The 24,079-nt window shown below is 64.1% G+C and carries 26 protein-coding genes; 5 read left to right on the top strand and 21 right to left on the bottom strand.

Features of this window, described 5'->3' with window-relative positions; all coding sequences use genetic code 11:
* Positions 1-18 precede the first annotated feature (18 nt).
* Positions 19-573 (bottom strand): 16S rRNA (guanine(966)-N(2))-methyltransferase RsmD, encoded by a 555-nt coding sequence (rsmD, locus tag AB7783_RS29385; RefSeq protein ID WP_439062912.1) that lies wholly within the window; start codon positions 571-573, stop codon positions 19-21.
* 482 nt (positions 574-1,055) lie between these two features.
* Entirely contained in the window at positions 1,056-3,395 is a 2,340-nt protein-coding gene (locus tag AB7783_RS29380) for a pseudouridine synthase (RefSeq protein WP_441279582.1), read from the bottom strand.
* A gap of 159 nt (positions 3,396-3,554) precedes the next feature.
* On the opposite strand from AB7783_RS29380, the gene AB7783_RS29375 reads away from it, so the two are divergent.
* Positions 3,555-4,001, top strand: coding sequence for a nucleoside deaminase (locus tag AB7783_RS29375; RefSeq protein WP_441279581.1), 447 nt, complete (start codon positions 3,555-3,557; stop codon positions 3,999-4,001).
* On the opposite strand, the gene AB7783_RS29370 is transcribed toward AB7783_RS29375, so the two are convergent.
* The 6 genes from AB7783_RS29370 to AB7783_RS29345 form a co-directional block, all read right to left on the bottom strand.
* Complete coding sequence (locus AB7783_RS29370) at positions 3,972-4,226, bottom strand: DUF6894 family protein (protein ID WP_120288571.1); 255 nt, start codon at positions 4,224-4,226, stop codon at positions 3,972-3,974. The genes AB7783_RS29375 and AB7783_RS29370 overlap by 30 nt on opposite strands.
* Before the next feature lie 68 nt (positions 4,227-4,294).
* On the bottom strand, positions 4,295-5,578 hold the full coding sequence (purD, locus tag AB7783_RS29365; protein ID WP_441279580.1) for a phosphoribosylamine--glycine ligase: 1,284 nt from the start codon (positions 5,576-5,578) through the stop codon (positions 4,295-4,297).
* A 103-nt stretch (positions 5,579-5,681) separates the two neighbouring features.
* Positions 5,682-6,185, bottom strand: coding sequence for a DUF6622 family protein (locus AB7783_RS29360; RefSeq protein WP_441279579.1), 504 nt, complete (start codon positions 6,183-6,185; stop codon positions 5,682-5,684).
* Between the two features lie 21 nt (positions 6,186-6,206).
* Positions 6,207-6,509: a winged helix-turn-helix domain-containing protein gene (locus tag AB7783_RS29355; RefSeq protein ID WP_120288568.1), complete on the bottom strand. Its 303-nt coding sequence runs from the start codon at positions 6,507-6,509 to the stop codon at positions 6,207-6,209.
* Between the two features lies 1 nt (position 6,510).
* Positions 6,511-7,062, bottom strand: a complete 552-nt coding sequence (locus tag AB7783_RS29350; RefSeq protein WP_441279578.1) for a hypothetical protein — start codon at positions 7,060-7,062, stop codon at positions 6,511-6,513.
* A 4-nt stretch (positions 7,063-7,066) separates the two neighbouring features.
* Entirely contained in the window at positions 7,067-8,053 is a 987-nt protein-coding gene (locus AB7783_RS29345) for an alpha/beta hydrolase (protein WP_441279577.1), read from the bottom strand.
* Positions 8,054-8,175: 122 nt separating this feature from the next.
* On the opposite strand from AB7783_RS29345, the gene xseA reads away from it, so the two are divergent.
* Positions 8,176-9,774, top strand: coding sequence for an exodeoxyribonuclease VII large subunit (gene xseA / locus AB7783_RS29340; RefSeq protein WP_441279576.1), 1,599 nt, complete (start codon positions 8,176-8,178; stop codon positions 9,772-9,774).
* 120 nt (positions 9,775-9,894) lie between these two features.
* Positions 9,895-10,122 (top strand): DUF2093 domain-containing protein, encoded by a 228-nt coding sequence (locus AB7783_RS29335; protein ID WP_441279575.1) that lies wholly within the window; start codon positions 9,895-9,897, stop codon positions 10,120-10,122.
* 118 nt (positions 10,123-10,240) lie between these two features.
* Here the strand turns inward: AB7783_RS29335 and lpxK are convergent, their stop codons facing one another.
* From lpxK to AB7783_RS29305, 6 genes are all read right to left on the bottom strand, one after another.
* The gene (gene lpxK, locus AB7783_RS29330) at positions 10,241-11,251 is read right to left on the bottom strand and encodes a tetraacyldisaccharide 4'-kinase (protein ID WP_441279574.1); all 1,011 of its coding nucleotides are present in this window, start codon (positions 11,249-11,251) and stop codon (positions 10,241-10,243) included.
* Positions 11,244-12,548, bottom strand: a complete 1,305-nt coding sequence (locus AB7783_RS29325; protein ID WP_441279573.1) for a 3-deoxy-D-manno-octulosonic acid transferase — start codon at positions 12,546-12,548, stop codon at positions 11,244-11,246. Before AB7783_RS29325 ends, lpxK begins: the two co-directional genes overlap by 8 nt.
* Positions 12,541-13,254 (bottom strand): lysophospholipid acyltransferase family protein, encoded by a 714-nt coding sequence (locus tag AB7783_RS29320; protein ID WP_089261893.1) that lies wholly within the window; start codon positions 13,252-13,254, stop codon positions 12,541-12,543. Before AB7783_RS29320 ends, AB7783_RS29325 begins: the two co-directional genes overlap by 8 nt.
* The gene (locus AB7783_RS29315) at positions 13,251-13,496 is read right to left on the bottom strand and encodes a DUF4170 domain-containing protein (RefSeq protein ID WP_441279572.1); all 246 of its coding nucleotides are present in this window, start codon (positions 13,494-13,496) and stop codon (positions 13,251-13,253) included. Before AB7783_RS29315 ends, AB7783_RS29320 begins: the two co-directional genes overlap by 4 nt.
* A 61-nt stretch (positions 13,497-13,557) precedes the next feature.
* The gene (locus tag AB7783_RS29310) at positions 13,558-14,367 is read right to left on the bottom strand and encodes a 3'(2'),5'-bisphosphate nucleotidase CysQ (RefSeq protein WP_441279571.1); all 810 of its coding nucleotides are present in this window, start codon (positions 14,365-14,367) and stop codon (positions 13,558-13,560) included.
* Positions 14,354-15,754: a TldD/PmbA family protein gene (locus tag AB7783_RS29305; protein WP_441279570.1), complete on the bottom strand. Its 1,401-nt coding sequence runs from the start codon at positions 15,752-15,754 to the stop codon at positions 14,354-14,356. The genes AB7783_RS29310 and AB7783_RS29305 overlap by 14 nt, the downstream gene beginning before the upstream one ends.
* Positions 15,755-16,038: 284 nt before the next feature.
* Between AB7783_RS29305 and AB7783_RS29300 the strand changes: the two genes are divergently transcribed.
* Entirely contained in the window at positions 16,039-16,563 is a 525-nt protein-coding gene (locus AB7783_RS29300) for a DUF6101 family protein (protein ID WP_441279569.1), read from the top strand.
* A gap of 27 nt (positions 16,564-16,590) precedes the next feature.
* Here the strand turns inward: AB7783_RS29300 and AB7783_RS29295 are convergent, their stop codons facing one another.
* The 7 genes from AB7783_RS29295 to AB7783_RS29265 all read right to left on the bottom strand — a co-directional run bounded on the left by AB7783_RS29295 (position 16,591) and on the right by AB7783_RS29265 (position 23,080).
* Positions 16,591-18,033 carry an FAD-binding oxidoreductase gene (locus AB7783_RS29295; protein WP_441279568.1) on the bottom strand — a complete coding sequence of 481 codons (1,443 nt, stop codon included), beginning with the start codon at positions 18,031-18,033 and terminating at the stop codon, positions 16,591-16,593.
* A gap of 20 nt (positions 18,034-18,053) precedes the next feature.
* Positions 18,054-19,049 carry a Bug family tripartite tricarboxylate transporter substrate binding protein gene (locus tag AB7783_RS29290; RefSeq protein WP_441279567.1) on the bottom strand — a complete coding sequence of 332 codons (996 nt, stop codon included), beginning with the start codon at positions 19,047-19,049 and terminating at the stop codon, positions 18,054-18,056.
* Positions 19,050-19,164: 115 nt separating this feature from the next.
* Positions 19,165-19,761, bottom strand: coding sequence for a thiamine pyrophosphate-dependent enzyme (locus AB7783_RS29285; RefSeq protein WP_441279566.1), 597 nt, complete (start codon positions 19,759-19,761; stop codon positions 19,165-19,167).
* Positions 19,749-20,291, bottom strand: coding sequence for a thiamine pyrophosphate-binding protein (locus AB7783_RS29280; protein ID WP_089261903.1), 543 nt, complete (start codon positions 20,289-20,291; stop codon positions 19,749-19,751). The genes AB7783_RS29285 and AB7783_RS29280 overlap by 13 nt, the downstream gene beginning before the upstream one ends.
* 147 nt (positions 20,292-20,438) lie before the next feature.
* Positions 20,439-21,377: a LysR substrate-binding domain-containing protein gene (locus AB7783_RS29275; protein WP_441279565.1), complete on the bottom strand. Its 939-nt coding sequence runs from the start codon at positions 21,375-21,377 to the stop codon at positions 20,439-20,441.
* A 19-nt stretch (positions 21,378-21,396) separates the two neighbouring features.
* A complete protein-coding gene (ubiA, locus tag AB7783_RS29270) occupies positions 21,397-22,344 on the bottom strand; it encodes a 4-hydroxybenzoate octaprenyltransferase (RefSeq protein ID WP_441279564.1) in 948 nt (315 codons plus the stop codon).
* Positions 22,345-22,369: 25 nt separating this feature from the next.
* Positions 22,370-23,080, bottom strand: a complete 711-nt coding sequence (locus AB7783_RS29265; protein WP_374725691.1) for a hypothetical protein — start codon at positions 23,078-23,080, stop codon at positions 22,370-22,372.
* A gap of 202 nt (positions 23,081-23,282) precedes the next feature.
* On the opposite strand from AB7783_RS29265, the gene AB7783_RS29260 reads away from it, so the two are divergent.
* A complete protein-coding gene (locus AB7783_RS29260; RefSeq protein ID WP_175366453.1) occupies positions 23,283-24,047 on the top strand; it encodes a 16S rRNA (uracil(1498)-N(3))-methyltransferase in 765 nt (254 codons plus the stop codon).
* Positions 24,048-24,079 lie beyond the last annotated feature (32 nt).

Genomic DNA, 24,079 nt, shown 5'->3' with positions numbered 1-24,079 from the left:
GCTCCTTTTGACGTCTTCTTACACAGATCGCAGAAACGTAAACTCGGTATCGTCATAGGCCCGGCGCTCGAGTTCTTCGAACCCGTCGGGCGCCGCAAAGGCAGCATCCTTCGCCTCTTCCACCACCAGCAAAGCGCCCGGCGTCAGCCAGCCACCATCGCGCAGCGAGGCCAGCGCCTTTTCGGCAAGCTTCATGCGATAGGGCGGATCGAGGAACACAAGTGAGAACGGCTCGACCGGATGGGCGGGACCGAGATCGGCGGCGTCGCGGCGATACACTTTGGTCACGCCGCCGAGACCGAGCGCCTCGACATTGTTGCGGAGCAGCGCGCGCGCCTCGGACCCGTTGTCGACGAACAGCGTGAACTTGGCGCCGCGCGATACGGCCTCGATGCCAAGCGCGCCGGTGCCGGCAAACAGATCGAGCACGCGTGCGTCAGCGATCGGACTTTCGTAAGCGTGGATCAGGATATTGAACAACGACTCGCGCAGTCGATCCGCCGTGGGACGGATCGCCTGCGTCGTGGGCGACGCGATGTTGCGGCCCTTCAGCCGGCCACCGACGACACGCATCAGATGCCTCGCAACGAATACTGCGCCGCTGCCGCGGGCGCTGTGAACTCCCCTCCCCCTTGCGGGGAGGGGTCGGGGGTGGGGGTGCCCCACGGTAAGGCCTTCGCTCGTGGAGGGGCCCCCCCCCCCCCCCCCCCCCCCCCCCCGCGGGGGGGGGCCCCCCCCCCCCCCCCCCCCCCCCCCCCGGCCCCCCCCCCCCCCCCCCCCCCCCCCCCCCCCCCCCCCCCCCCCCCCCCCCCCCCCCCCCCCCCCCCCCCCCCCCCCCCCCCCCCCCCCCCCCCCCCCGCCCCCCCCCCTAGTGCCCCGCGGGGGGGGGGGGGGGGGGCGCCCCCCCCCCCCCCCCGGGGGGGGGGGGGGGGGGGGGGGGGCCCGCCCCACGGTAAGGCCTTCGCTCGTGGACCCCCCTCCCCGACCCTCCCCCGCAAGGGGGGAGGGAGCACAACTGCCGTCGCGATGTACATCGTATTTCTCTTTGACTTCTCTTACGCGTCCCGCGGCTTCAGATCGCGCTTGCCGTGATAGCCGCGCTTCGGCTTCTTCGGCGGGCCGCCGAAGGTAGCTGCGTCCTCGTTGCGGGCACGCGACTCTTCCGAGCCGGCGCGCTGCACCAGAATGCGACGGCCCTTGCGGTCTTCCACCGTGGAGCGCTTCAGAACCGGCTTCTTCACGATCACCGGGTCGAGCGAGACATCGCCTTTGCTCGGCAGTTGCCGACCGAAATCGGCGCCCGAGGCATCCGCGATCTTCTCACCAAGCTGCTCGCGCAGCACGCGGGTCTTCACCTCGTCGACCTCGCCTTCCTCGATCTCGCCGAGCTGGAACGGACCGTAGGAGATGCGGATCAGCCGGTTCACCTCGAGGCCCAGATGCGCCAGCACGTTACGCACTTCGCGGTTCTTGCCTTCACGGATCGCGAACACGATCCAGACATTGGCGCTCTTGTCGCGCTCCAGCGTCGCATCGATCGAGCCATATTTGACGCCGTCGACCTCGACGCCGTTCTTGAGCTCGTTGAGCTGTGCCTGCGTGACTTCGCCATGGGCACGCACGCGATAGCGGCGTAGCCAGCCAGTCTCCGGCAGTTCCAGCGTGCGCGCAAGGCCGCCGTCATTGGTCAGCAGGAGCAGGCCTTCGGTGTTGAAATCGAGCCGGCCGATCGAAATCAGACGCGGCAGGCCTTCGGGCAGATGATCGAACACCGTCGGCCGTCCCTCGGGATCGGCATGGGTCGTCATCAGGCCGCGCGGCTTGTGATACAGGAACAAGCGCGTGCGCTCCGGCGCCGGCAACGGCTTGCCGTCGACGGTGATCACGTCGTTGGTGCTGACGTCCAGCGCCGGCGAGTTGATGACGCGGCCATTGACGGCAACACGGCCCTGCGTGACCCATTCCTCGGCATCGCGGCGCGAGCACAGGCCCGCGCGCGACACGACCTTGGCGATACGCTCGCCGGCCTTCTTGGCCGCGGGAACGCGCGCCGGGCGGCGCGCTTCCGGATCGCGCTCGCGATATTCACCACGGCCGCCGAATGCAGGACGCTTGGCGAAAATCCTGCTGTCGTCCTCATTCTCGCGACGCGGACGCTCGTCGCCGTCGCGAGCCTCGCTGCGACCATGCTCCTGCCAGTCGGTGCGGCCACGCGGCTCGCGCGGACGATCGAAGCTTGGACGGTCCTCACGCGGACGCGAGAAACGCGGACGTTCGCTGTCGCTGCGCTCGGGGCGATCATCGCGCGGACGCTCGAATTTGGGCCTGTCGAATTTCGGCCGGTCGAAATTGCGCGCGCCATCGCGCGGCGGACGCGCGCTGCGGCTGCCGCGATCATCCGCCCCGCCTTCGCGCTTCTGCCAAGGCTTCTGCTCGCTGCGATCAGGGCCGCGCTCGAAATCACGCCCGCCACGATCACCGCGATCGGGACGATCGCCAAAGCTCTTGCGCGGGCCGCCGCGATCCGGCGCACCGCGGGAGAATTTCTTGTCGCCGCCGAACTTCTTCTCGGCGCTGAAGGGCCGGTCGCCGCGGGGGCGATCGCCATCACGCGACGGGCGCGGACTGAACGGACGATCGCCCTGCGGACGATCACTGCGATCACGCTGTGGGCGATCGTTGCGATCGCCTTGCGGGCGATCAAAGCGCGGACGCGGACGATCACCATCGCCGCCGCGAAAGCCTTCGCCGCGCGGCGTGTAGGGGCGTTTCTCACCGCCACCGTCGCGCGGCGCGTAGGGCTTCCGCTCGCCGAACTTCTTGTCGGAAAAACGTCCGGCCGGACGCGCATCGCCGCGGTCGCCACGCGGGGCGCGATCATCCCTGTTGAAATTCGGACGGTCGCCGCGCGGTGCCTCTCCGCGTGGGCTGTAGGGACGTTTGTCGCCGCCACCGGCGCCGGCGCGCGGTGAATAGGGACGCTTCTCGCGGTCACCGAAATCCTTACGCGGCCCACGGTCTGGACGATCACCGCCACCGCTGCGCGCGGGACGGTCGTCGCGGTTGAAGCGGGCCGGACGCGCATCGTCACGATCGCGTCGCGGCGCATCGCCGTAGTCGCGGCGCGGCGCACGGTCGTCATCGCGCTTGCCGGCGTAAGGCTTCGATCCAAAAGACTTGGCGCCAAAAGATTTGCCGCCAGAAGGCTTGCCACCGAAAGATCGCTTCTCGCCGCCACCGGCACCGGGCGGCTTCGGGGTATATGTGCCGTCGCGCTTGGCGAATTTCTTGTCGGGTCCACGTGCGGCGCCGGAGCGGCCCTTGCCGGCTCCGCCTTTGCCACCGGGTGGCCGGCCGCGCGAGGGGCCGTTGTTTTTGTCGTTGTCGCGGGGCATGAAGGTCTCACTGCAGCGGAAGCTGAATTGGGTTGAGCGGTGCGGACAGGGTTCGCGGGCCGAAAATGCGCGCTCATTGGGGCGCATTCTCACGCAAAACCAGTATCCACTTTTGCTGAATGCAACTCCGTAGCAGAGTTTTGCGCAGGAAACGAGCCGTTGACCGCACCTTCTTTCATGGATCTGGCGCTGAAAGCGGCCGAAAGGGCCGGAAATGCCGGTGAAGTCCCCATCGGCTGCGTCATCGTCGGGAATAACGAGGTGATCGCCACGGCCGGCAACCGCACCCTCCGGGACCGCGACCCGACCGCCCATGCCGAAGTCCTGGCGATCCGGGAGGCCGCCGCCAGGCTCGGCAGCGAGCGGCTGGTCGACTGCGACCTGTATGTGACCCTGGAGCCCTGCACCATGTGCGCGGGCGCAATCTCCTTCGCCCGGATCCGGCGGCTGTATTACGGCGCAGCCGATCCCAAGGGCGGCGGGGTCGATTCCGGCGTGCGCTTCTTCGCAGCAAAAACATGCCACCACGCGCCGGAAGTCTATCCGTCCGTGGGCGAAACCCAGTCCGCCACGCTGTTACGAGAGTTTTTTAAAGCGCGGCGCTGAGGCTTTGCTGGCGGCTATATCGACGGGAATACGGGTTACTTCGTGCCCGTCTTCGTGAATGACGCAAATATGGCGCTCATGGTCCTCATGCGTCGCCAATCGCGTGCTGACTTCGTCGGCGATCACATAAGCCTGTGCAATCGCTTCGGCGTCGCTGCGCAGCTCCCGACCAGCATGGTCGCGCTGTGTCGTGCCGTTCTTGAGGTCGAAATAATAGTGCGCCATGGGTACCTCACAGCCCCATCAACGCGCCATACAACCTTCGGTTCCCCAAGAGGAACCCCTGAATACCGTTATTTGCCCTTGCGCTCCCGCGCCACCGCCTGCCAGCCGATATCGCGGCGGCAGAAACCTTCGGGCCAGTTGATCAGGCCGATGGCTTCATAGGCACGGCGCTGGGCCTCAGCAACGGTCTTGGCGGACGCCGTCACGTTGAGGACGCGGCCACCATTGGCGAGAATCCAGTCGCCGGACGCCTTGGTGCCAGCGTGAAACACCTCGACGCCGTCGATCTTCTCGGCGCGGTCGAGCCCGGCAATCCGGGTGCCCTTCTCGTAGTCGCCGGGATACCCCTTCGCGGCCATCACCACGGTGAGCGCGGGATCGGGAAACCAGCGCAGGTCGAAATTCTTGAGCTGCCCGTCGCAGGAGGCGATCAGGGCCGGCAGCAGATCCGACATCAGCCGAACCATCAGCACCTGGGTCTCGGGATCGCCGAAGCGCGCATTGTATTCGATCAGCTTTGGGCCTTCTTCCGTGATCATCAGGCCCGCGAACAACACGCCTTTGTAGGGATTGCCCATCGCCTTCATGGCGCGCAGCGTTGGATAAATGATCTCGTTCATCGTGCGATCGCGGATCGCATCGGTAAAAACCGGTGCCGGCGAATAGGCGCCCATGCCGCCGGTGTTCGGCCCCTTGTCGCCGTCGAAGGCGCGTTTGTGATCCTGCGCCGCGACCAGTGGCAGTGCATGCTCGCCGTCGCACAGCACGAAGAACGAGGCTTCCTCGCCGGTCATGAATTCCTCGACCACCGCTTCCGCACCGGCTGCGCCGAAGCCGCCGCCCAGCATCATGTCGATGGCGTCTTCCGCTTCCTTCAGCGTCATCGCAACGACCACGCCCTTGCCGGCGGCAAGACCATCGGCCTTGATCACGATCGGCGCACCCTGCGCGCGGATATAGGCCTTGGCGGCGTCCGCATCGCTGAAGCGCTCATAGGCCGCGGTCGGAATGTTATTGGCCTTGCAGAGATCCTTGGTGAAGCCCTTGGAGCCTTCGAGCCGGGCGGCGGCCTTGCTCGGTCCGAACGACTTGATACCGGCAGCAGCCAGATCGTCGACGATCCCCGCTGCCAGCGGCGCTTCGGGGCCGACCACGACGAAATCGACCTTGTTGGTCCGGCAGAACGCAATCACGGCGGCATGGTCGGCGACATCCAGCGCGATACATTCCGCCTCTTTGGCGATGCCGGCATTACCTGGCGCGCACCAGAGTTTGGTCAGCAGTGGCGACGCGGCGAGTTTCCACGCCAGCGCATGTTCGCGACCACCGGAACCGAGGAGGAGAATGTTCATAACCAGCCAGACCAATTGCAATCAAACACGCCCACCGTTTAGCACGGCGCGTCGGGACAGCAATCAGTGGTCTGAGTAATCAACCGGCCAGGCGGCCAACCCGTCAAGCGACGGCGACATGTGTTTCCGCGCGATAGCGGCGGATCAAGCCCACCGTCCAGCCAAGGAAATAGCCGGCGCACGCCCCGGACACCAATTGGCCGATCAGCGGGACGGCAGCACCCGAACCCAGCTTCATCGCGGTTGCGACCGCCACGGCATATTGCAGGAGAAAGACCGACAGGTTGCGGATCAGCGGCAGCCAGCTCCCGGGGCGCAGAATGGTGCCGTCCTGTCGATCGACGGTCATCTCGCCGGGACCGATCCACAGAGCGACGGCCGCCATCACGATGGCCGCTGCCAGCCAGGCTCCGATCAGATGCGTTTGGCCGCCGGCAAAGATCAGCCGCGACAGCCCCATCAGGAGAAACACCATCGGAACGATCAGCAAGCGGCGCAGCTCTGTCTTTCGCGGCCGGAGCGACAGGCTTCCGAGCCAGATCAGCAATGCGAGCAACGCGAACACCCAGATCGGCGTGTTGGTCAGAATGCGCCACGCGACGTCCATGACAATCTCCCAGGCTTTGCTCTACTTGCCTTCCGCAGTTGCAATGATCTCACGCAACGTCGCGACGTGCCGCGCGAAGGCGCCACGTCCGGTCGCGGTGGCCGTCACCGTTGTCTGCGGCTTCTTGCCGACAAAGGCCTTTTCGACGCTGACATAACCGGCTTTCGCCAGTGTCTCGATATGAGCGCCGAGATTGCCATCGGTGGCGCCGGTCAGTTTCTTCAATCGCGGGAAATCCAGCCCCTGTGTCGGATGCAGAGCGTTCAGCGCTGCCATGATCTTGAGCCGCAGAGGCTGATGGATGATGTCGTCGAGTTCGGCCATGTCAGCTGCGCCGCATCCAGAGGCCACCGAGCAACAGGCCGCCACCATTGACGACAGCCATCCAGAGCGTGAACCACGGTCCGGCGAAGAAGTAACCGAGCAGCGTCAGCGCGATCACGCTCATGCCGATCACGACAAAGACGCGGCCGAACCAGAACCCTGTCATCACGTAAGGCAACATGAAGTAGGTCGTCCAGAACGCGCCGATCTGCCGCGGCGCCATGTTCCCGAAAACGATGCTCCACAGACAGCCGAAAGCCACGAACGCGATAAACGCTGCCGTTGCACGGGCATCGAAGGTACTGACGCCTTCGCGCTTCTTGTTGAGGGCCCCGATGATGATCGCGCAGATAACACCCGCGAGAATGACGACCGACCAGATGACGGGAGCCACAGCAGGCGCGAAGAACGAGAGCAGATAACCGATAAAAGTCGCAACGCCCCATAGAATGAGCATCGTGCTGGCGTGCCGATAGAACACCGACTGCCGGACCAGCCGACTGAGGCTCTCGATCTCCATCAACACAGCACTGGCTTCCTGGCTGTTGATCACGGTGTCACCTCGTTGCGAGATCGTCGGCAACGACGGCGACGAAACTTGCCGTGCTGACGACGTCCATGTGATTTGCGTCGTCGAGGACGCGCACGTCGATATTGGCTTTCGACTGCATCGCCTCGCGATATTTGTCGGCGAACATCAGCTCGTCATTGCGCCCGGCGATGACCGATATGGGCCCATTCGCCGGATCGAGATCCAGACGGTAGTCGCGATGCGTGCCGAAATTCTGCAGCAGCCGAAACGAATATTCGGACGTCAGAATGCGTGTCGACCCCGGTTGCACGGCAAAGGCAACCACCGGGAGCTGCGTACAGCATGTCACCCCGAACGACTGCAGCACACTGAGCGCGATGATGCGCGGCACACTTGGACTGGCCCATCCACCTGCGTTCTCGCGTGTGGATGGCGACTTCAGGCCGAGATAAGGTGACAGCAGAACGGTGCGTGCGAAAAGCCCCTGATTGACGGACCCCGCCACGCGCAGCGCAAACCCGCCGCCCGACGAATGCCCGGCGAGCGTCAGTGGCGACGCCAGCCCCTGCCCGCGCAAGTGGCCGACGAGATCTGCGAGATCATCGTCGAGCTGCCCGAGATAAGCGATATCGCCGCGGGTCCCCGACGCGCCATGGCCGCGCATGTCGGGAGCGATGCTTTCGACGCCCCGCGCGGCAAGCGCTTTCGCTAGGGCGTGCACCGCTATGCTGGATCCCGACGAGCCATGAATGAGGAGTGCGGCACGGTTCACGGACGGTCCGGATGGCGTGTAGCGCCGGTAGGCCAGATTCGAGCCGTCTCTCGCCTGGAAATACTGCAGTGGCGGCACGTCGCCGCGATACGCACTGCGCGCCGTGTCCGCAATGGAGGCCAGTGCCTTGGGCCGGGAAACCGGCACCGCAATCATGCCGGCCAGCACCAGGGCCGCCAGACCCACCGCAGCAAGGAGCCAAACGATGCCACGGACCGCGAAGGTCAATATCGACGCCATAATACCCGCCATTCTCTGAATACAGATTACTCTGTACAACAGAGTTATCTGTAAATCAATATCTGATTGGCGTTTTGCGACCGACATCCCTACTTTGCGACGATCCTGAAAGCCGAGATTCGATGCCCAAAGCCGCCGCCCCCCTCACCAATTCCCCCGAATTCACCGTCTCCGAGCTGTCCTCAGCCCTGAAACGGACGGTGGAAGACACATACGGGAACGTGCGGGTGCGCGGCGAAATCTCGGGTTTTCGTGGGCCGCATTCCTCCGGCCACTGCTATTTCTCGCTCAAGGACGAGAGCGCCAAGATCGAGGCGGTGATCTGGAAGGGCGTCCATGGCCGAATGCGATTCAAGCCGCAGGAAGGCCTTGAGGTCATCGCCACCGGCAAGCTGACCACCTATCCAGGCTCGTCGAAATACCAGATCGTCATCGAGGCCATCGAACCCGCAGGCGTCGGCGCGCTGATGGCGCTGATGGAAGAGCGCAAGCGAAAGCTCGGCGCGGAAGGCCTGTTCGACGAAGCGCGCAAACAGTTGCTGCCTTGGCTGCCGGAAGTGATCGGCGTGGTGACGTCGCCGACCGGCGCTGTCATTCGCGACATTCTTCATCGCCTTGAAGACCGCTTCCCGCGCCGCGTACTGGTCTGGCCGGTGAAAGTTCAGGGCGAAGGTTCGGCGGAGCAGGTCGCGGCCGCGATCCATGGCTTCAATGCGCTGCCGGTGGGCGGCACGATTCCGCGGCCGGATCTGCTGATCGTCGCGCGCGGCGGCGGCTCGCTGGAAGACCTGTGGTCGTTCAACGAAGAGATCGTGGTGCGCGCTGCGGCCGAGAGCATGATCCCGCTGATCTCGGCCGTGGGCCACGAGACCGACATCACGCTGATCGATTTCGCTGCCGACAAGCGCGCGCCGACGCCGACAGCGGCCGCCGAAATGGCGGTGCCTGTGCGCGCCGAACTGATGGTGGAGATATCCGGCTTCGAGCGCCGCATGATGCTGTGCTGGCAGCGCGGACAGGAATCCCGCCGCAACGAGCTGCGCGCCGCGGCACGTGCCCTGCCGGATCTCAGCGAATTGCTCGCGATTCCGCGCCAGCGTCTCGATGGCGCAACCGCATCGCTGCCGCGTGCGTTGAAAGCCAACACGCATGCGCATCATCGCCGCTTCGCGCAGGCCAGCGCCGGGCTGACGCTGCGCGTGCTGCACGCACAGATCGCCCATGCGACGCAGCGGCTGACGGTATCGGGCGAACGCTTGAGCCTCTCCGCGCGCGCCCTGCTTCGGCAGCGCCGCGATCGCTTCACTGGCCTTGAAGCACGATTGAAGGCCTCCAAGCTCGCCAATGCGCAGGCGCAGCGCAATGCCATCACGCGCGATCGGGAGCGCGCTCTGCGCCTCACTGAGCGCGCGCGCCGTGCGTTGACGACACTGGTGCAGCGCCAGCAGGCGCGGGTGCAGGCATCGAGCCAGTTGCTCAGTGCCCTCTCCTATCGCAGTGTGCTGGCCCGCGGCTTTGCGCTGGTGCGCGACGAGCAAGGCGCGGCACTGCATGCCGCCGCCACTGTCGGAGCGGGCGCCCGCCTGAGCATCGAATTCGCCGATGGCCGCGTCGGCGTGACCGCCGATGGCGACCGCCCGGCCGCTACGCGTGAAGCAAAGCCTGCGTCGCCGGCCGCGCCGAAAAAGGCGACGAAAATCGATCAGGGCAGCCTGTTCTAGAGGTTGCGCGGCCGCCTTTATTGGGCGACGCCGCGGCCCTATTTATGCTACGAGATGACGACATTCAGGGCCGGTGACCGATCCGGCAAGACGATTTAGTGACGATCCAGGAGACCAGCCGTGCTGAACAAATTTGGCCCCTCGGGCCACGGCGAAGCCCAGTTGCAATATCTCGACGGCGATTTTCGCGTGGTGTCGCCCGGCACCTATGTGACTTGCGCCGTCACAGGCGAACGCATTCCGCTGGATGAGTTGAAATACTGGAGCGTGGATCGGCAGGAAGCCTATGCGGTGCCGAATGCCGTGCTGGCGCGGCACTATCCGGATGCGGTGAAGGGTCAGAAGTAAGCTTGTAGGATGGGTAGAGCGTCTTCGCGAAACCCATCATCTCCCCGCACGAAAGGTGATGGGTTTCGCGGAGTTTATCATCGGGCGCGCTTCGCGCGACCCGTTGGCCCTATCCATCCTACCTTTTGAGTGATTTCACCCGCGCCTCATTGAGCTTCTCGATCACGAAAGCCTGCAGCGCCGCCTTGTCTTCAAAGGCCAGCGTGACGGCGAATGATACGATCTCCGCTGCGGCCGGCATGCTGCTGAGCTTGACGATGTCCTTCTCTGTCGTCACCAGCACTAGCCCATCACGCTTCGCTTGCAGGGCCAGCGCATCGATCTCATCGGATGCATACGGATGATGGTCGGCGAAGGCTTTCTCCACAGCCACGTCCACACCTGCATGACGCAACGTCCGGAAGAAGCGTTGGGGATCGCCGATTCCCGCAAAGGCCAGCACGCGCTTGCCGCGCAGGGCCGCCACTGACGTCTCGTCCGGCACGAGGCGCGCCGTCAACACCGGACCGCCCTGGCCCGCGACCAGCGCCGCAACGCCCGTCGCCGCAACACCATCGCCAATCACGACGAGCGCATCGGTGCGTGCGATCTGCAGATCGAGCGGCGCGCGCAAAGGTCCCGCGGGCAGCACTCGGCCGTTGCCGAGACCGCGATTGCTGTCGATCACAATAAACGACGCATCCTTGGCGATGGCCGGATTCTGGAAACCGTCATCCATCACGATGACGCTGGCGCCGGTCGAGCGCGCCAGTGCGGCGCCAGCGACGCGATCCCCGGAGATCACCACGGGCACCTGCCGTGCCATCATCAGCGGTTCGTCGCCGACATCTGCTGCCACATGCCTCGACGGATCGACTTTCACCGGGCCGCGCAACTTGCCGCCATAGCCGCGGCTGAGCACCACCGGCGTCTCGCCGAAATCGCGCAGCACTTGCACCAGCACCAATGTCGTCGGTGTCTTGCCGGCGCCGCCGACGTGATAATTGCCGACGCAAAGAACGGGAATGCCGACATCGACGCCCTTGCGCGCCATGCGGCTGCCTGCGATCTCGCCATAGATAGCGCCAAGTGGCATCAGCAGGCGCGACAGCCATGTCGATGGCGGCTGCCAGAACGCGGGCTCACGCATCATAGGCTCCCGCTTCAAGCCGGAGCTGCATCAAATAAGGCTCCAGCGCATGCAGGGTGCGATCGAGCGCGCCACCAAGCCGTTCAACCACGCGATGCCCGGCCTCGATCGCGGCATCGCGTGCCGCCTCGTTGCCGAGCATCTGGCCGAGCTGTTTCACCAATTGCTCCGAAGAGTCGGCGAGCTTCGCGCCGCCGGCGCCATCCAGCGCCTCATAGACGTCGGTGAAATTGAAGACGTGCGGGCCATGCACCACGGACGCACCGAGCTTCACGGCTTCAATCGGATTCTGCCCACCATGCGGCACCAGCGAGCCGCCGATGAACACCACCGGTGACAGACGATAGAACAGGCCGAGCTCACCCATGGTGTCGGCGACATAGATGTCAGTGCCTGCATGCGGCAATTCCTCGCGCGAGCGCAAGGCAACCTGCGCACCTGCCACCGTGATCATCTGCGCGATATCCGCTCCGCGATGGGCGTGGCGCGGCACGATGACCGTCAGCAATTTCGGGAAGAAACTGGTCAGCGCCTTGTGAGTCTCGAGGATGATCTCTTCTTCGCCGGGATGCGTCGACGATGCGACGATGATGGGGCGACCGCGCGTCACGGCCATGAGCTTGTCCAGCTTCACGGCGTCACCCGGCGGCGCCTGCACGTCGAGCTTCAGATTGCCCGTGACAACGACGCTGCGCGACCCCAACGCGCTGAAGCGCTCGGCGTCAGTTTCGGACTGCGCCAGGCAGATCTCGAAACGGCCGAGCAAGGCGCCGATGGTCGCCGAAAATTTCTGCCAGCGCGGGAACGAGCGCTGCGACATGCGCGCATTGATCAGCACCATCGGCAGACGGCGTTTGGCGGCGGAGATGATGAGGTTCGGCCAGAGATCGCTCTCGATGAACAGCGCCAGGCTCGGCTTCCAGTGATCGAGGAAGCGCGCCACGAAACGCGGTGAATCATAGGGAATGTATTGATGGATGATATCGGCCGGAAAGCGCTTGGCGATGATCTCGGCCGAGGTCACCGTTCCTGACGTCAGCAGGATGCGCATGCCCAGCGCGCGCAGCCGCTCGATCAGCGCTGCCGCCGCCAGCACTTCGCCGACGCTGGCGCCGTGAATCCAGACCAACGGCCCGGCGGGGCGCTCGAGCTGCGAGATGCCGCGACGCTCGTCGAGGCGCGCAGGATCTTCCTTATTATTCTTCAGACGTTGCCTGATCAGGACGGGCGCAAGCGGCGTCAGCACCGCCGACAGTCTGCGATAGGCGCGCAGCGTGATCGGCAGCGCGTTAGGCACGACGCGCACCTTCCGGCCGACCTACCGCATCATAGGCACGCTGCGTGGCCTCGTTCAGCGTGGCTTCGAGCTGCAGGCGCAGCGCCTCCATCGTGGCAGCGTCGGCATCGGCAGGAACGCTCAGCGGTTCACCGCCGACCAGCACGCCGCGACCGAAAGGCAGATTGATCGTGGTACGGTCCCAGTTGTTGAGCTGGACGTAGCGGCTGGTGGCCATGGCAAACGGCATAATCGGCCGGCCGCTTTCACGCGCCAGCATGATGATGCCCATGCCGGCGACACGCGAACGCTTCGGCACGTCGGCGGTCAGCGCCATATTGATGCCGCGCTCCAGCACCCGCACCATTTCCTTGAACGCACCGACACCGCCCTTGCGGTGAAACGCGCCGCCATGATCGCCGGAGCCGCGGACGGTGGCGATCCCAAGGCGCTCGGCGGCCAGCGCATTGAACTCGCCGTCGCGATGCTTCGAGATCAGCACCGCGCCGCGATAGTCCTTCTGCCGGATGAACGGCGTCATGAAGTGCTGGCCATGCCAGAACGCCAGGATGACCGGCATCTGCGGCTCGACAATGTCATAGACATCGACGGGATCGAAGGTGAAGGTGTTGGTCTTCCAGACCAGACGCAAAAATTCGGCCGCGAGAAACCCCGCGGCGCGCTGAACCCAGCTGCTGCGCAGCGTGTTTCGGAGCAGTCGTTTCAAGCGGTCGGCTTCACGTCTTGACCCGGATCGAGCAGCCGATGGAGATGGACGATGAAGTAGCGCATGTGGGCGTTATCGACGGTCTGCTGCGCCTTGGCCTTCCAGGCGACAAATGCCGTCGCGTAATTCGGATAGACGCCGACGACTTCAACCTGGCTGAGATCCTTGAACGTCGTCTCTTTCAGGTTGGTCAGCTCGCCCCCGATGACCAGATGAAGCAGTTGCTGTGGTGTGTCCGACATGAATCCTGTTCCTGCAGCGACCGGCTGCGATCCGATAAGTCAAAGATAGTGGTGCAGCCGGTTAAACCCGGCGATTCTGGAATTGCTCGACGATGTAAGCATGGCGATCGGCCCCCGCTGCCACCAGCAACCCGTGCGTGATTTCCCGGCGATTATAGAGGATGGGATCGCCCGAAAGCTCGGTCATCCTACCATTCGCTTCGTGCACGATCAAATCTGCGGCGGCCAGATCCCAGTCCCGGCTCTGCCCCCCGGCAAAGGCCGCATCCAGCCGGCCATTGGCGATCCAGCACAATCGCAGCGCCAGTGAGCCGATTCGCGGATAAAGCGTGATATCCTGTCTGGGATGGACCATCCGCTCGACCAGAGGTTTCGGGCCCGCCACGCGCGAAAAGTCCATCGCGGAACCGGTCGTGGCCCGAACCGGAACGCCGTTGCAGGTGGTACCGTGCCCACGGATCGCCAGGAAAAATTCATCTGTGGATGGCGCAAATACCGCGGCCATCACCGGCCGGGCATCCTCGACCAGCGCGACACAGACACACCAATCCTCGCGACCGGCGAGATAGCTGCGGGTGCCGTCGATGGGATCGATGATCCAGGTCAGGCGCTTGCCGAGACGAGACTCGTCATCGGCGCTCTCCTCCGAGAGCCAGCCGTAATCGGGCGTCGCCGCGCGAAGCCGCTTCTCGATCAGATCGTTGACGGCGATATCCGCTTCGGAGACGGGGGAGGATTCGCCCTTGGTCCATTTCTTGAGTTCTGTACCGAACATTGCGAGGCCGAGCTCGCCGGCCGCCCGCACTGTGTCCGCCATCAGGGCAACATCGTGCGCGAGCCGTTTGTCCGTGTCGAGATCAGCGTCCGGCAATCGTCAGTCCCTCGACGCGCACGGTCGGCGCGTTGACGCCGTATTTGAAAGTGAGGTCGTTCGCGGGGGTCATTGACTTGAATATCTCGAACAGATGACCGGCGATGGTGATCTCGCTGACGGCGTAAGTGAGCTTGCCGTTCTCGATCCAGAATCCGCCGGCGCCGCGGCTATAGTCGCCGGTCACGCCATTGACGCCCGAACCGATCAGATCGGTGACGTAAAAACCTTCCTTGATATCGGCGATCAGGTCTTCGGGGCTCACGTCGCCCGCTTCCATATGCAGGTTATACGCGCCGGGAGATGGTGACGACGACACGCCACGATGCGCATGGCCTGTGGTCGTCATGCCGAGTTCGCGCGCGGTCGCGCAATCCAACAGCCAGGTCGTGAGCACGCCACCATCGATGATGGCCTGCTGCTTCGTCGCGACACCTTCGGCATCGAAGGACTGCGAGCGCAGACCGCGCACGCGCAGCGGATCGTCGATGATGCGGATATTGCTGCTGAACAGCTGCTTGCCGAGACTATCCTTGAGGAAGGTCGTCTTGCGCGCGACGGACGCGCCATTGGCGGCGCCGATGACATGACCGACCAGCGAGTTCGAGACGCGCGGATCGTACACCACCGGCACCTTGCAGGTCGGCACCTTGCGCGGATTGGCCCGCGCCACCGTGCGCTCGCCCGCGAGCTTGCCGACGCTGGCCGGCGAGTCCAGATCGGATGCATGCAGCGCCGAGGTGAAGGCGTAGTCGCGCTCCATCTTGGTGCCGTCGCCGACGATCGCGGTCATCGAGACGCCCTGGCTCGATCGCAGATAGGAGCCGTGGAAACCAGTGGAGGTCACCAGCACCATGCCGCCAATGCCGGTCGAGGCTGATGCGCCGCCCGACTTTGTCACGCCCTTCACCGCGAGTGCGGCTTCTTCAGCTTCGACAGCGCGGCGTTCGAGCTCTGTGACCGATGGCACGACGGGATCGAGCAGATCGAGATTTGCAAAGTCGCGCGCAAGCAGCGCTGGGTCGGCAAGGCCGACATATTGATCATCGGGTGCGACGCGCGCCATCGCGACAGCACGTTCGGCCAGTTGTGCGACATTGTCGCCGGACATGTCATTGGTGGAGATCACCGCCTGACGGCGACCGACGAACACGCGCAGCCCCATGTCGTCGCCTTCCGAACGCTCGGAGGCTTCGACCTTGCCGTCACGCACTTCGACGCCATGCGACACCCCGCGCACCGCGACCGCATCGGCGGCATCCGCACCGGCCTTCCTGGCAGCCTCGACGAGACGCTGCGCCAGCGTGGAGAGTACGGACTGATCGAGCAGATCGGAATTGTCGGATTTCGTGGAGACAGACGACGATGCGTTTGGTGAAGAGTTCACGAACAAAATCCCAACATTGAGAGACGATTTCAACAGGTCCGAAGCGGCGATGGCCGCTGTTAGAGATGTGCTTATTTCGCAGGGACTTCAAGCATTTGCCGCGCCGAAAAGGAAAGAATTTCAGGGCTCTCGCAACGGTTCGTCAATCATGCCTGCCAAGCTTCTGTCAATCATGAAGGGCAGTCGGATTCGATTAACCAGCCTTTTTAAGCCGATTCCGAACCGGCTCTGGCAAGGTCTCCCCATCGACCGGGAACATAATTCCGGCGGGGAGATAAAAAGCCGTGAGGCATCAAACAGCGACAGGTGGGGCCCATGCCCCGGGATCGAGCAGCGCATTGCGGCTCGATCCCCATTCACTTCCGGTTCGTTTCGAGGCGCATGATACCCGCGCCGACGGAGCGATCCGCCATATCGAACTGCATCGTACCCGCGTCGTCCTGCATCGTGCCGTCGGCGGCATGCGCATGGCGATCAATGTGCGCGTCAGCGATTTTCTCGGCGTCACCTTGCGCGGTCTCGACGACGGCAAGATGCTGATGCTCGCGCATCGCGATCCTTCACTGTCGATTCCATTGCTGGTCAGTTCGGATCGCGAAGAAATCGACATGGCCTGGCAGATGTGGAGCGAGATCTTCGCGCTTCCGCAATTGCCGGAAGAGAAGACTTACGAACCGTCTCAGCGCCGCCGTCGCCGCAATGCGATTCGCGAACGTCGCCCGAAATTTCTTGTGCGTCGTCGTCCGGGCGCTTTGCTCGGCGAAGCCGGCAGCTACAAGGGCGAGCGCGAGATCATCGCGCGACACTAAGAAGACAGGCAGGAGCCTCCTGCCGTCTTACTCTCCCGGCAGTCGCAACACCTTGACCGGATTCATCATCCGGTCCGGATCGAGTGCGAGTTTCACGCGCCGCATCAGATCGAGCTCGACTTCCGACGTGTAGAGCGGAAGCCGATCGATATGCATGCGGCCGATGCCGTGCTCGGCGCTGATACTGCCGCCACAGGCGACGCTTTCCTGATGCACAATGGTGTTGGCCTCGTGCGCCGCAGCCTCGCGCACCTGCGCATCGCCGATGTCGTAGGGAAACACGACGATCACATGCACATTGCCATCGCCGACATGCCCGCAATGCGCGACCTGTGCATTCGGCAGCTCGCGCAGCAGCCGACGCGTGACGCGATCGATAAATTCCGGCAGCGCCGAGATCGGCACCGACGTATCGTTCGACACCGTGAAGCCTTCGCGCTTGTTGGATTCCGAAATCGTGTGGCGCAGGTTCCAGATCCGGTCGGCCTTGGCCTGATCGGTGGCGATCACCGCATCGCCGATGAGCCCTTCCTCCATCGCTGCTGCCAGTGCCGTCTCCAAGCTTTCCACGGCACTCCAGTCCGCGGCGCTGTCCGCCAGTTCGAGCAGCACATACCACGGTGCTTCATCTGCCATCGGGCTGCCGCTCCCCGAGCCATGGCGCAAAACGATCTGCAACTGGCTCTGCGACATCAGTTCAAAGGCCTCGACACGACCGCCCGTCGTGCGCTGCAGATACTGCAATAGCGCAATCGCCTGGCCGACCTCGTCCATCGACACCATTGCCGTCGCTGACACCATAAGCTTCGGATACAGTTTCAGCACAGCGGCAGTGACGATGCCGAGCGTGCCCTCAGCGCCGATGAAGAGCTGTTTCAGGTCGTAGCCGGTATTGTCCTTACGCAGCGCCTTGAGGCCATTCCAGATGCGACCGTCTGCCAGCACCACTTCCAGCCCGAGCACTTGCTCGCGCATATTGCCGTAACGCAGCACACCGGTGCCGCCGGCATTGGTGGAGATCAGTCCGCCGATCTCGCAACTGCCGACGCTGCCGAGCAACACGGGAAACTGCCGGTCATGCCGGTCAGCCAGCGCACGCACATCCGCCAGAATGCAGCCGGCTTCCAGCGTCACCGCATTGTTGAGCGGATCGACATTGCGCACGCGATTGAGCCGCGAGACATTGACGATCAGGCAATCCAGCCCATCCGGCGCAATGGCGCCGCCGGTGAGCCCGGTATTGCCGGCTTGCGGCACGACCGCCACACCGAAGCTGCGGCAGACGCCCATCAGTGCCGCAACTTCCTCCGTACTTCCCGGCAGGGCTACAGCGACAGCAGCCCCGCGATAACGGGCGCGCCAGTCTTGCTGATAGGAATCGGCATCCGCACCAGTACGCACATATTTGCCGCCAATAACTGCGGCCACGGCAGCAAGAAATGCAGCAGGATCAGCTTTCAGAGACGTCAAAACGCTATCCTTCCGCAGAGCTACTCAGCCTTCAGACCGGCGGCCTGGATGATCGGGCCCCACTTCACGCCCTCGGCCTTGACCTGTGCTTCGAGCTCGGCGCCGGTCGAGCCCACCGGATCACCGCTCAGCTCGCGCAGTTGTTTCGCCACGTCCGGATCCGCCACGGCCTTGCGGAACTCTGAACTCAACCGCTCGGCCAGCGCCGGCGCCATGCCGGGCGGGCCGAACACCGCGTTCCAAGTGTAGGTCTCGTAATCAGGCAGGCCGGACTCGGCAACGGTCGGGATATCAGGGAAGGACGGCGACCGCTTCTTGGTCGTGACGGCCAGCGTACGGATCGAGCCCGCCTTGATGAACGGCGCCGCGCCGCTGAGCACATCGAACAGAACCGGGATTTGTCCGCCCATCAGGTCGTTCATGGCCGGCGCACCGCCGCGATAGGGCACGTGCTCCATCTTCACGCCCGCCTGCACCTTGAACAGTTCTCCCGACAGATTGGGCGGCGTTCCCACGCCCGACGACCCGTAACTATATTTGGTCGGATCGGCCTTGAGCAGCGCGATGAGTTCCTTCACGGTGGTCGCTTGCACCTGCTTGGACACCATCAGCACATTGGGCACGGTCACCAGCATCGAGATCGCCGTGAAATCCTTGACCGGATCGTAAGGCGGCACCTTCGCCATCAACGGATTGATGGTGTGGGTGGAGATCGTGCCCATCAACAATGTCAGCCCATCGGGCTTGGCGCGCGCGACCCGCGTGGCACCGACCACACCGCCTGCGCCGCCGACATTTTCAATGAGGATGGTCTGCCCGAGTTGATCGGAGACCTTCTTGGCGACATGCCGACTAACGATGTCGGTGGCCCCACCGGCTGCGAAAGGCACGATCAGCGTGATCGGGCTTTTCGGCAGGTCTGCCTGCGCCCAGACACTGGTACCTGGAATCATCATGCTGGACGCCGTAACGGCTGCCGAGCGGCAGAACGTGCGGCGCGTGATCTTGCTCGCCATTGTTTCCCTACCCTTGATGATGTTTTTGTTTCCCACACTGGTTTTCCAGCATTGGGTCTTCCAGCGATCGTCAGAAGGGCGCCGCATCTACTTCGATGGGCGCCCTTCCGTTGGTTCAGAGCGGCGCGTGTCCGAGCGCTGCGCGGAATCGGTTTTTCACATAGACGCCGTCGCGCGGCGGCAGCACGCGCGGCGGGTTTTCCGCTTTCACTTTGATGGTCGCGAGCTTGACGCCGTCGCGCGACGACAGGCGACCGCGCAGATCATCGACTCCAGCCATGTCGCGGATCTCACGCGTCCAACCGAAACCGCAGGCCTGCGCCACGCGATCGAGATTGACGCCAAGCCCTGCGTGGCTGACCTGCATGCCGGTTTCGCCGAAATGTCCGTTGTCGAGAATGGCAATCGTCAGATTGGCAGGTTTACGCGTGGCGATGGTCGCGAGTCCGCCCATGCCCATCAGCATCTCGCCGTCGCCGGTGATGACCAGCACCGAATGGTCGGGCTTCGCCGTGGCCAGCCCGAGCCCGACCATGGCGGCGCTGCCCATGGCCGCCCAGAGATAGTAGTTGTTGTCGTGGTCGCCGGCAGCCATCACGTCATAAGACGGTGAGCCGAGGCCGGTGACCACGAGCAGATCCTTGCGGCCGGCCAGCAGCTTCTGCACGACCTCGCGGCGGTCGAGCGCGCCAGTTTCGTTTACTTGACCCACTGCTTCTCTCCGATCAAACGCTGCCCCAGGAGCAATGCGCAGGCCGCATCGCCATTGAATGCCATCGACGCGGCACCATGCAACAGCGGTGCTACATCCTGCGGCTCATCGGCGCGCCAGGTCAGCACGCCCATCAGGTTGAGCGCCTTCTCCGTCGCCTGCCCCATCGGGTTCTGCCACGCATTGAACTCCGCCCAGTCGCCGCGCATGGTCACGACCATCAGAAGCGGGAAGCGCGTGCAGGCCTGCAGCGCCAGCGTGTTGATACAGTTGCCGACGCCGCTCGACTGCATCAGCAGCGCGCCGCGCTCGCCGCCGAGCCAGGCGCCTGCGAGATAGCCGATGCCTTCTTCCTCGGTCGTCAGCACAACGGAATTGATCGCATTGTCCTCGTCGGCGAGACGGATCGCCGTGGAGTGTCCGGCATCGGGCACATAGACGATGTGCTTGACGTCGGCCTCCTTCAGGATGCGGAACACATCGTGCCGCCAATCCACCTGTGAACCGGGCGTGGGCCCTGCATCTGACATTCCAGTCTCCGTTGCTTGCAGCATAGCGCTGACTCACGCTTAGCCCAAAGCAGACGGCCCGACGCATACCGATTTGCTCGAAGAGATATGCCGAGATTTGATCTCTGGCGTTGCAGCACTCGACAGCGCGCGAATGGTGCGACGCAGCTACGTTTTCCTGGGATCGATCATGTGTCCAACCCAGATATTCCGGGCGACGAGATCGGCCGCGATCTCCGTGAATGTATCGCCGACAAAGCGCGCCGCCGCGCTGACCGAACGGTCTGCCGGATAGGCCAGCACCAGCTTGCGCGCCGGCGTCGGATCGACCAGTGGCGCCGCACAGAGCACGCCGCTCTCGACCAGCGCGTGGATCGGCGCGAGCGGCAAAGCAGTGGAGCCAACACCGTTGCGCACCAGATCGATCATCGCACCGAAGGAATCCGCCTCGACACTGCCGCGCAATTGAATGCCGGCCTGCCGCGCACACTCTTCCATGATTCCGCGCAGGCCATGGCGCAGGCTGGGGAGAACCAGCTCTTCGTGGGCCAGCGCTGCGAACGGAACGGGACGGTCCATCCGCAATCCCTTGCTGCCCGCGCTGACGAACAGCAAGTTCTCCATCATCACCGGCACGATGCGCAGTGAACGCAGCGGCTGCGGATCATAGGACACGGCGAGTTCGAGCTCGCCGCGCTGCAGCCAATCGAGCAAATGGCCGGTGAAAGCCGATGACAGCCGGATCGAGAGCTGCGGATGCACCTCCTTGATCTTCTTCACCAGGGGAACGGTGACGATCTCGGCCACGGTCGGCGTCGTGCCGATGGAGACAAGCCCCTTGAACGACGCGCTCTCCTCCGAGGTGACATTGCGGATGGCATCGAGCTCGGTCATCACGCGGGTGGCGTGGTTGAGAACGTCGCGGCCCATCTCCGTGATGACCATGCCGCGCCCGTGCCGTTCGAACAGCACGGCGCCGAGCTCTTTTTCCAGGAGTCTGATTTGCCGGCTCAAGGCCGGCTGCGCGATACGCAGGCGATCGGCGGCCTTGCTCAGGCTTCCCAGTTCGGCCACGTGGATGAGTGTCTTGAGCTGCGCGACGTCCATCTCTGTGGTCCACCAATGCTTAGGAAGGCGCGATTACGCCGCCCCGCATGATGGCATCCACAAGCAATCCTGCAAACAGCAGCAGTCCCGCGTCGCGGTTGGACTTGAACAGCCGCAGGCATAGCGCGGAGTCGCTGATATCGGTGCGTGCGACCTGCCAGACCAGATGCAAGGCGAATGCCGCGAGGCCGAGCCATGCCGGCCAGCGTGCGCCAGCCAGTGCTAGCGCCGCGCCGATCAGCAACACGGCAAGCCCGTAGAACAGCGTCAGCGCGGCCTGCGTGCGTTCCCCAAACAGCAGCGCGGTGGACTTCACTCCGATCAGCGCGTCGTCCTCGGTGTCTTGATGAGCGTAGAGCGTGTCATAGGCGATCACCCAGCAGATCGAACCCGCGTACAAAGCCAGCGCTGTTGCATCGATGCGGCCGAACACGACAGCAAAGCCCATCAGCGCGCCCCACGAGAAGGCGAGGCCCAGCACGCTCTGTGGCCAGTAGGTGATGCGCTTCATGAAGGGATAGGCGGCAACGATGCCAAGCGAGGCGACGCCGGTGGCAATGGCGAAGGTGTTGAACTGCAGCAGCACCGCAAGGCCGATGAGGGCCTGCAGCACCAGAAATGCAAAAGCCTGTTTCGCCGTGACCTGCCCGGCCGGAATCGGCCGCGAGCGCGTGCGCTCCACCTTCGCATCGAGGTCACGATCGGTGATGTCGTTCCAGGTGCAGCCGGCGCCGCGCATGACGAACGCACCGATAAAGAACAGCGCGATCATCTTGGGCAATTGATGGATATCGTGCGCCATGCCGGAGGCGAGCGCCGCCGACCACCAGCACGGCATCAGCAATAGCCATGAGCCGATCGGACGATCGAAGCGCGACAGCCGCAGATAGGGTCGCGACCACAACGGCGCCGAGCGATCGACCCAGTTGCCGGTCGCATCCGCAACGCGGGCGGCCGCGTCGCTCATTGGACCAGAATGATCTGCCACCCGATCATCGGGTGAGCACGTTGCCGTTCAGCGTATCGAAGGTGGTGCCGCCGCTCTTGCGCGCATTGTTCGCTTCCGGCAGCGATGCCGAGGAGCCCAGCACGTCGCTGAGGCGCGGCGCTGCCACCGGGCCGCCACCACCGCCACCCCGTTGCTGCTGCGCGACGCTGCAGACCTTCTGCCGCATGCCTTCAGTGTTCTTGTGGCCGGTCTTCATCTGTTCGCCGACATTGGGCGGAATGCCGCACTTCTGCGCATTCGCCTCGATGTATTTGATCATCTTGACTTCGGTCTGCGAGAAAGAGGTGATCAGCTTGCAGGCCTCGTCCGGAGGCGCGCGACGCTCGCTCGCAGCCTTGATGGCAGCGCCCTTCTTTTCGGCGTCCTGGCGCAGGGGCAGAAAGCCCTTCATGCAATCTTCGCCGCCGGGCGGGCCCGCCTGTTGCTGCGGAGGAGCGCCGAAGCCGCCACCACCGATCGGTGCAGCGCCGTTGGAGGGAAACGCGCTGGGCGCAGCCGCCGCACCATTGACCGGCGGAAATGGCGATGCGCTGGCAGGCGCACCGTTCACCGGCGGAAACGGCGACGAACTCGCAGGCGCAGCCGAGCTGTTGCCCGGCAGCGGCGCGGGAAACGCGCCCTGGGCATGAACTTCGATAGCCTGCATGGCGAACACGGCCATGGACAGCGGCACAATCAAACGACGGATGATCACAGATATTCCTCCGGCAGCTCAGTGCCCCGATTGATCGGGGGCGAAGCCCATCCTGATTCAGGACTTTCTACGATTCCTGCCAAGCCTTAACAACCCACCAACAGCACGCGGATTCGGGCGGCAGCGCGGCGCAAACCCGCGTTCTCGCATGATAATTCGTCGCAGTTGGGCTAAAGCTCGCCCTCTGAATGGAACATGAACGATGCCGCAAGCCGATTTCCGCAGCCCCCGCCTCTTTGTCGATGCGCCTTTTGCAGCCGACGCAACCATTTCGCTCGATCGCAACCAGAGCAATTACCTCGGCAATGTGCTGCGGCTGGGCTCCGGCGCCTCGGTGCTGGTGTTCAACGGCAAAGACGGCGAATGGCAGGCCGCCATTTCCGGCGGCAAGCGGGCAGACCGCCTGACCCTGCTGACCCAGGTCCGGCCACAGGATACCCTGCCCGACGTGACCTATGTATTCGCCCCACTGAAACATGCACGGCTCGATTACATGGTCCAGAAGGCCATCGAAATGGGCGCGGCGGCACTGCAGCCTGTCATGACGCGCTTTACCCAGGCCAGTCGGGTGAATACTGAGCGGATGCGCGCCAATGCGGTCGAGGCGGCCGAACAATGCGGAATTCTGAGCGTGGCCAGCGTCGCCGAGCCGCTGAACCTGCCCAAATATCTCGACCAGCGAGACGCCAAGCGGCTGCTGATCTTCTGCGACGAAGCCGCCGAAGTGGCCGATCCCGTGGCGGCGCTGACCGGTGCCCGGGAGGCCGCAGCGAACGGAATCGACGTCCTCATCGGCCCAGAAGGCGGTTTTGCCGAGGAAGAGCGGGCTCTTCTGCTGAAACAGGCCAATATTCTCCGGCTGGCGCTGGGACCCCGGATCATGCGCGCCGATACGGCGGCGGTGGCTGCGCTGGCGCTCGTGCAGACTGCCCTTGGTGACTGGAATGGTAACCAAGTAGGCAAATAGCCCGCTGCCATGACCCGACATTAAGGCCACCG

This window comes from Tardiphaga sp. 172_B4_N1_3, from assembly GCF_052076035.1.
GTDB lineage: Bacteria > Pseudomonadota > Alphaproteobacteria > Rhizobiales > Xanthobacteraceae > Tardiphaga > Tardiphaga robiniae.
The sequence above is the reverse complement of the archived record's forward strand: the minus strand, read 5'-3'. Positions and strand labels throughout refer to the sequence as shown.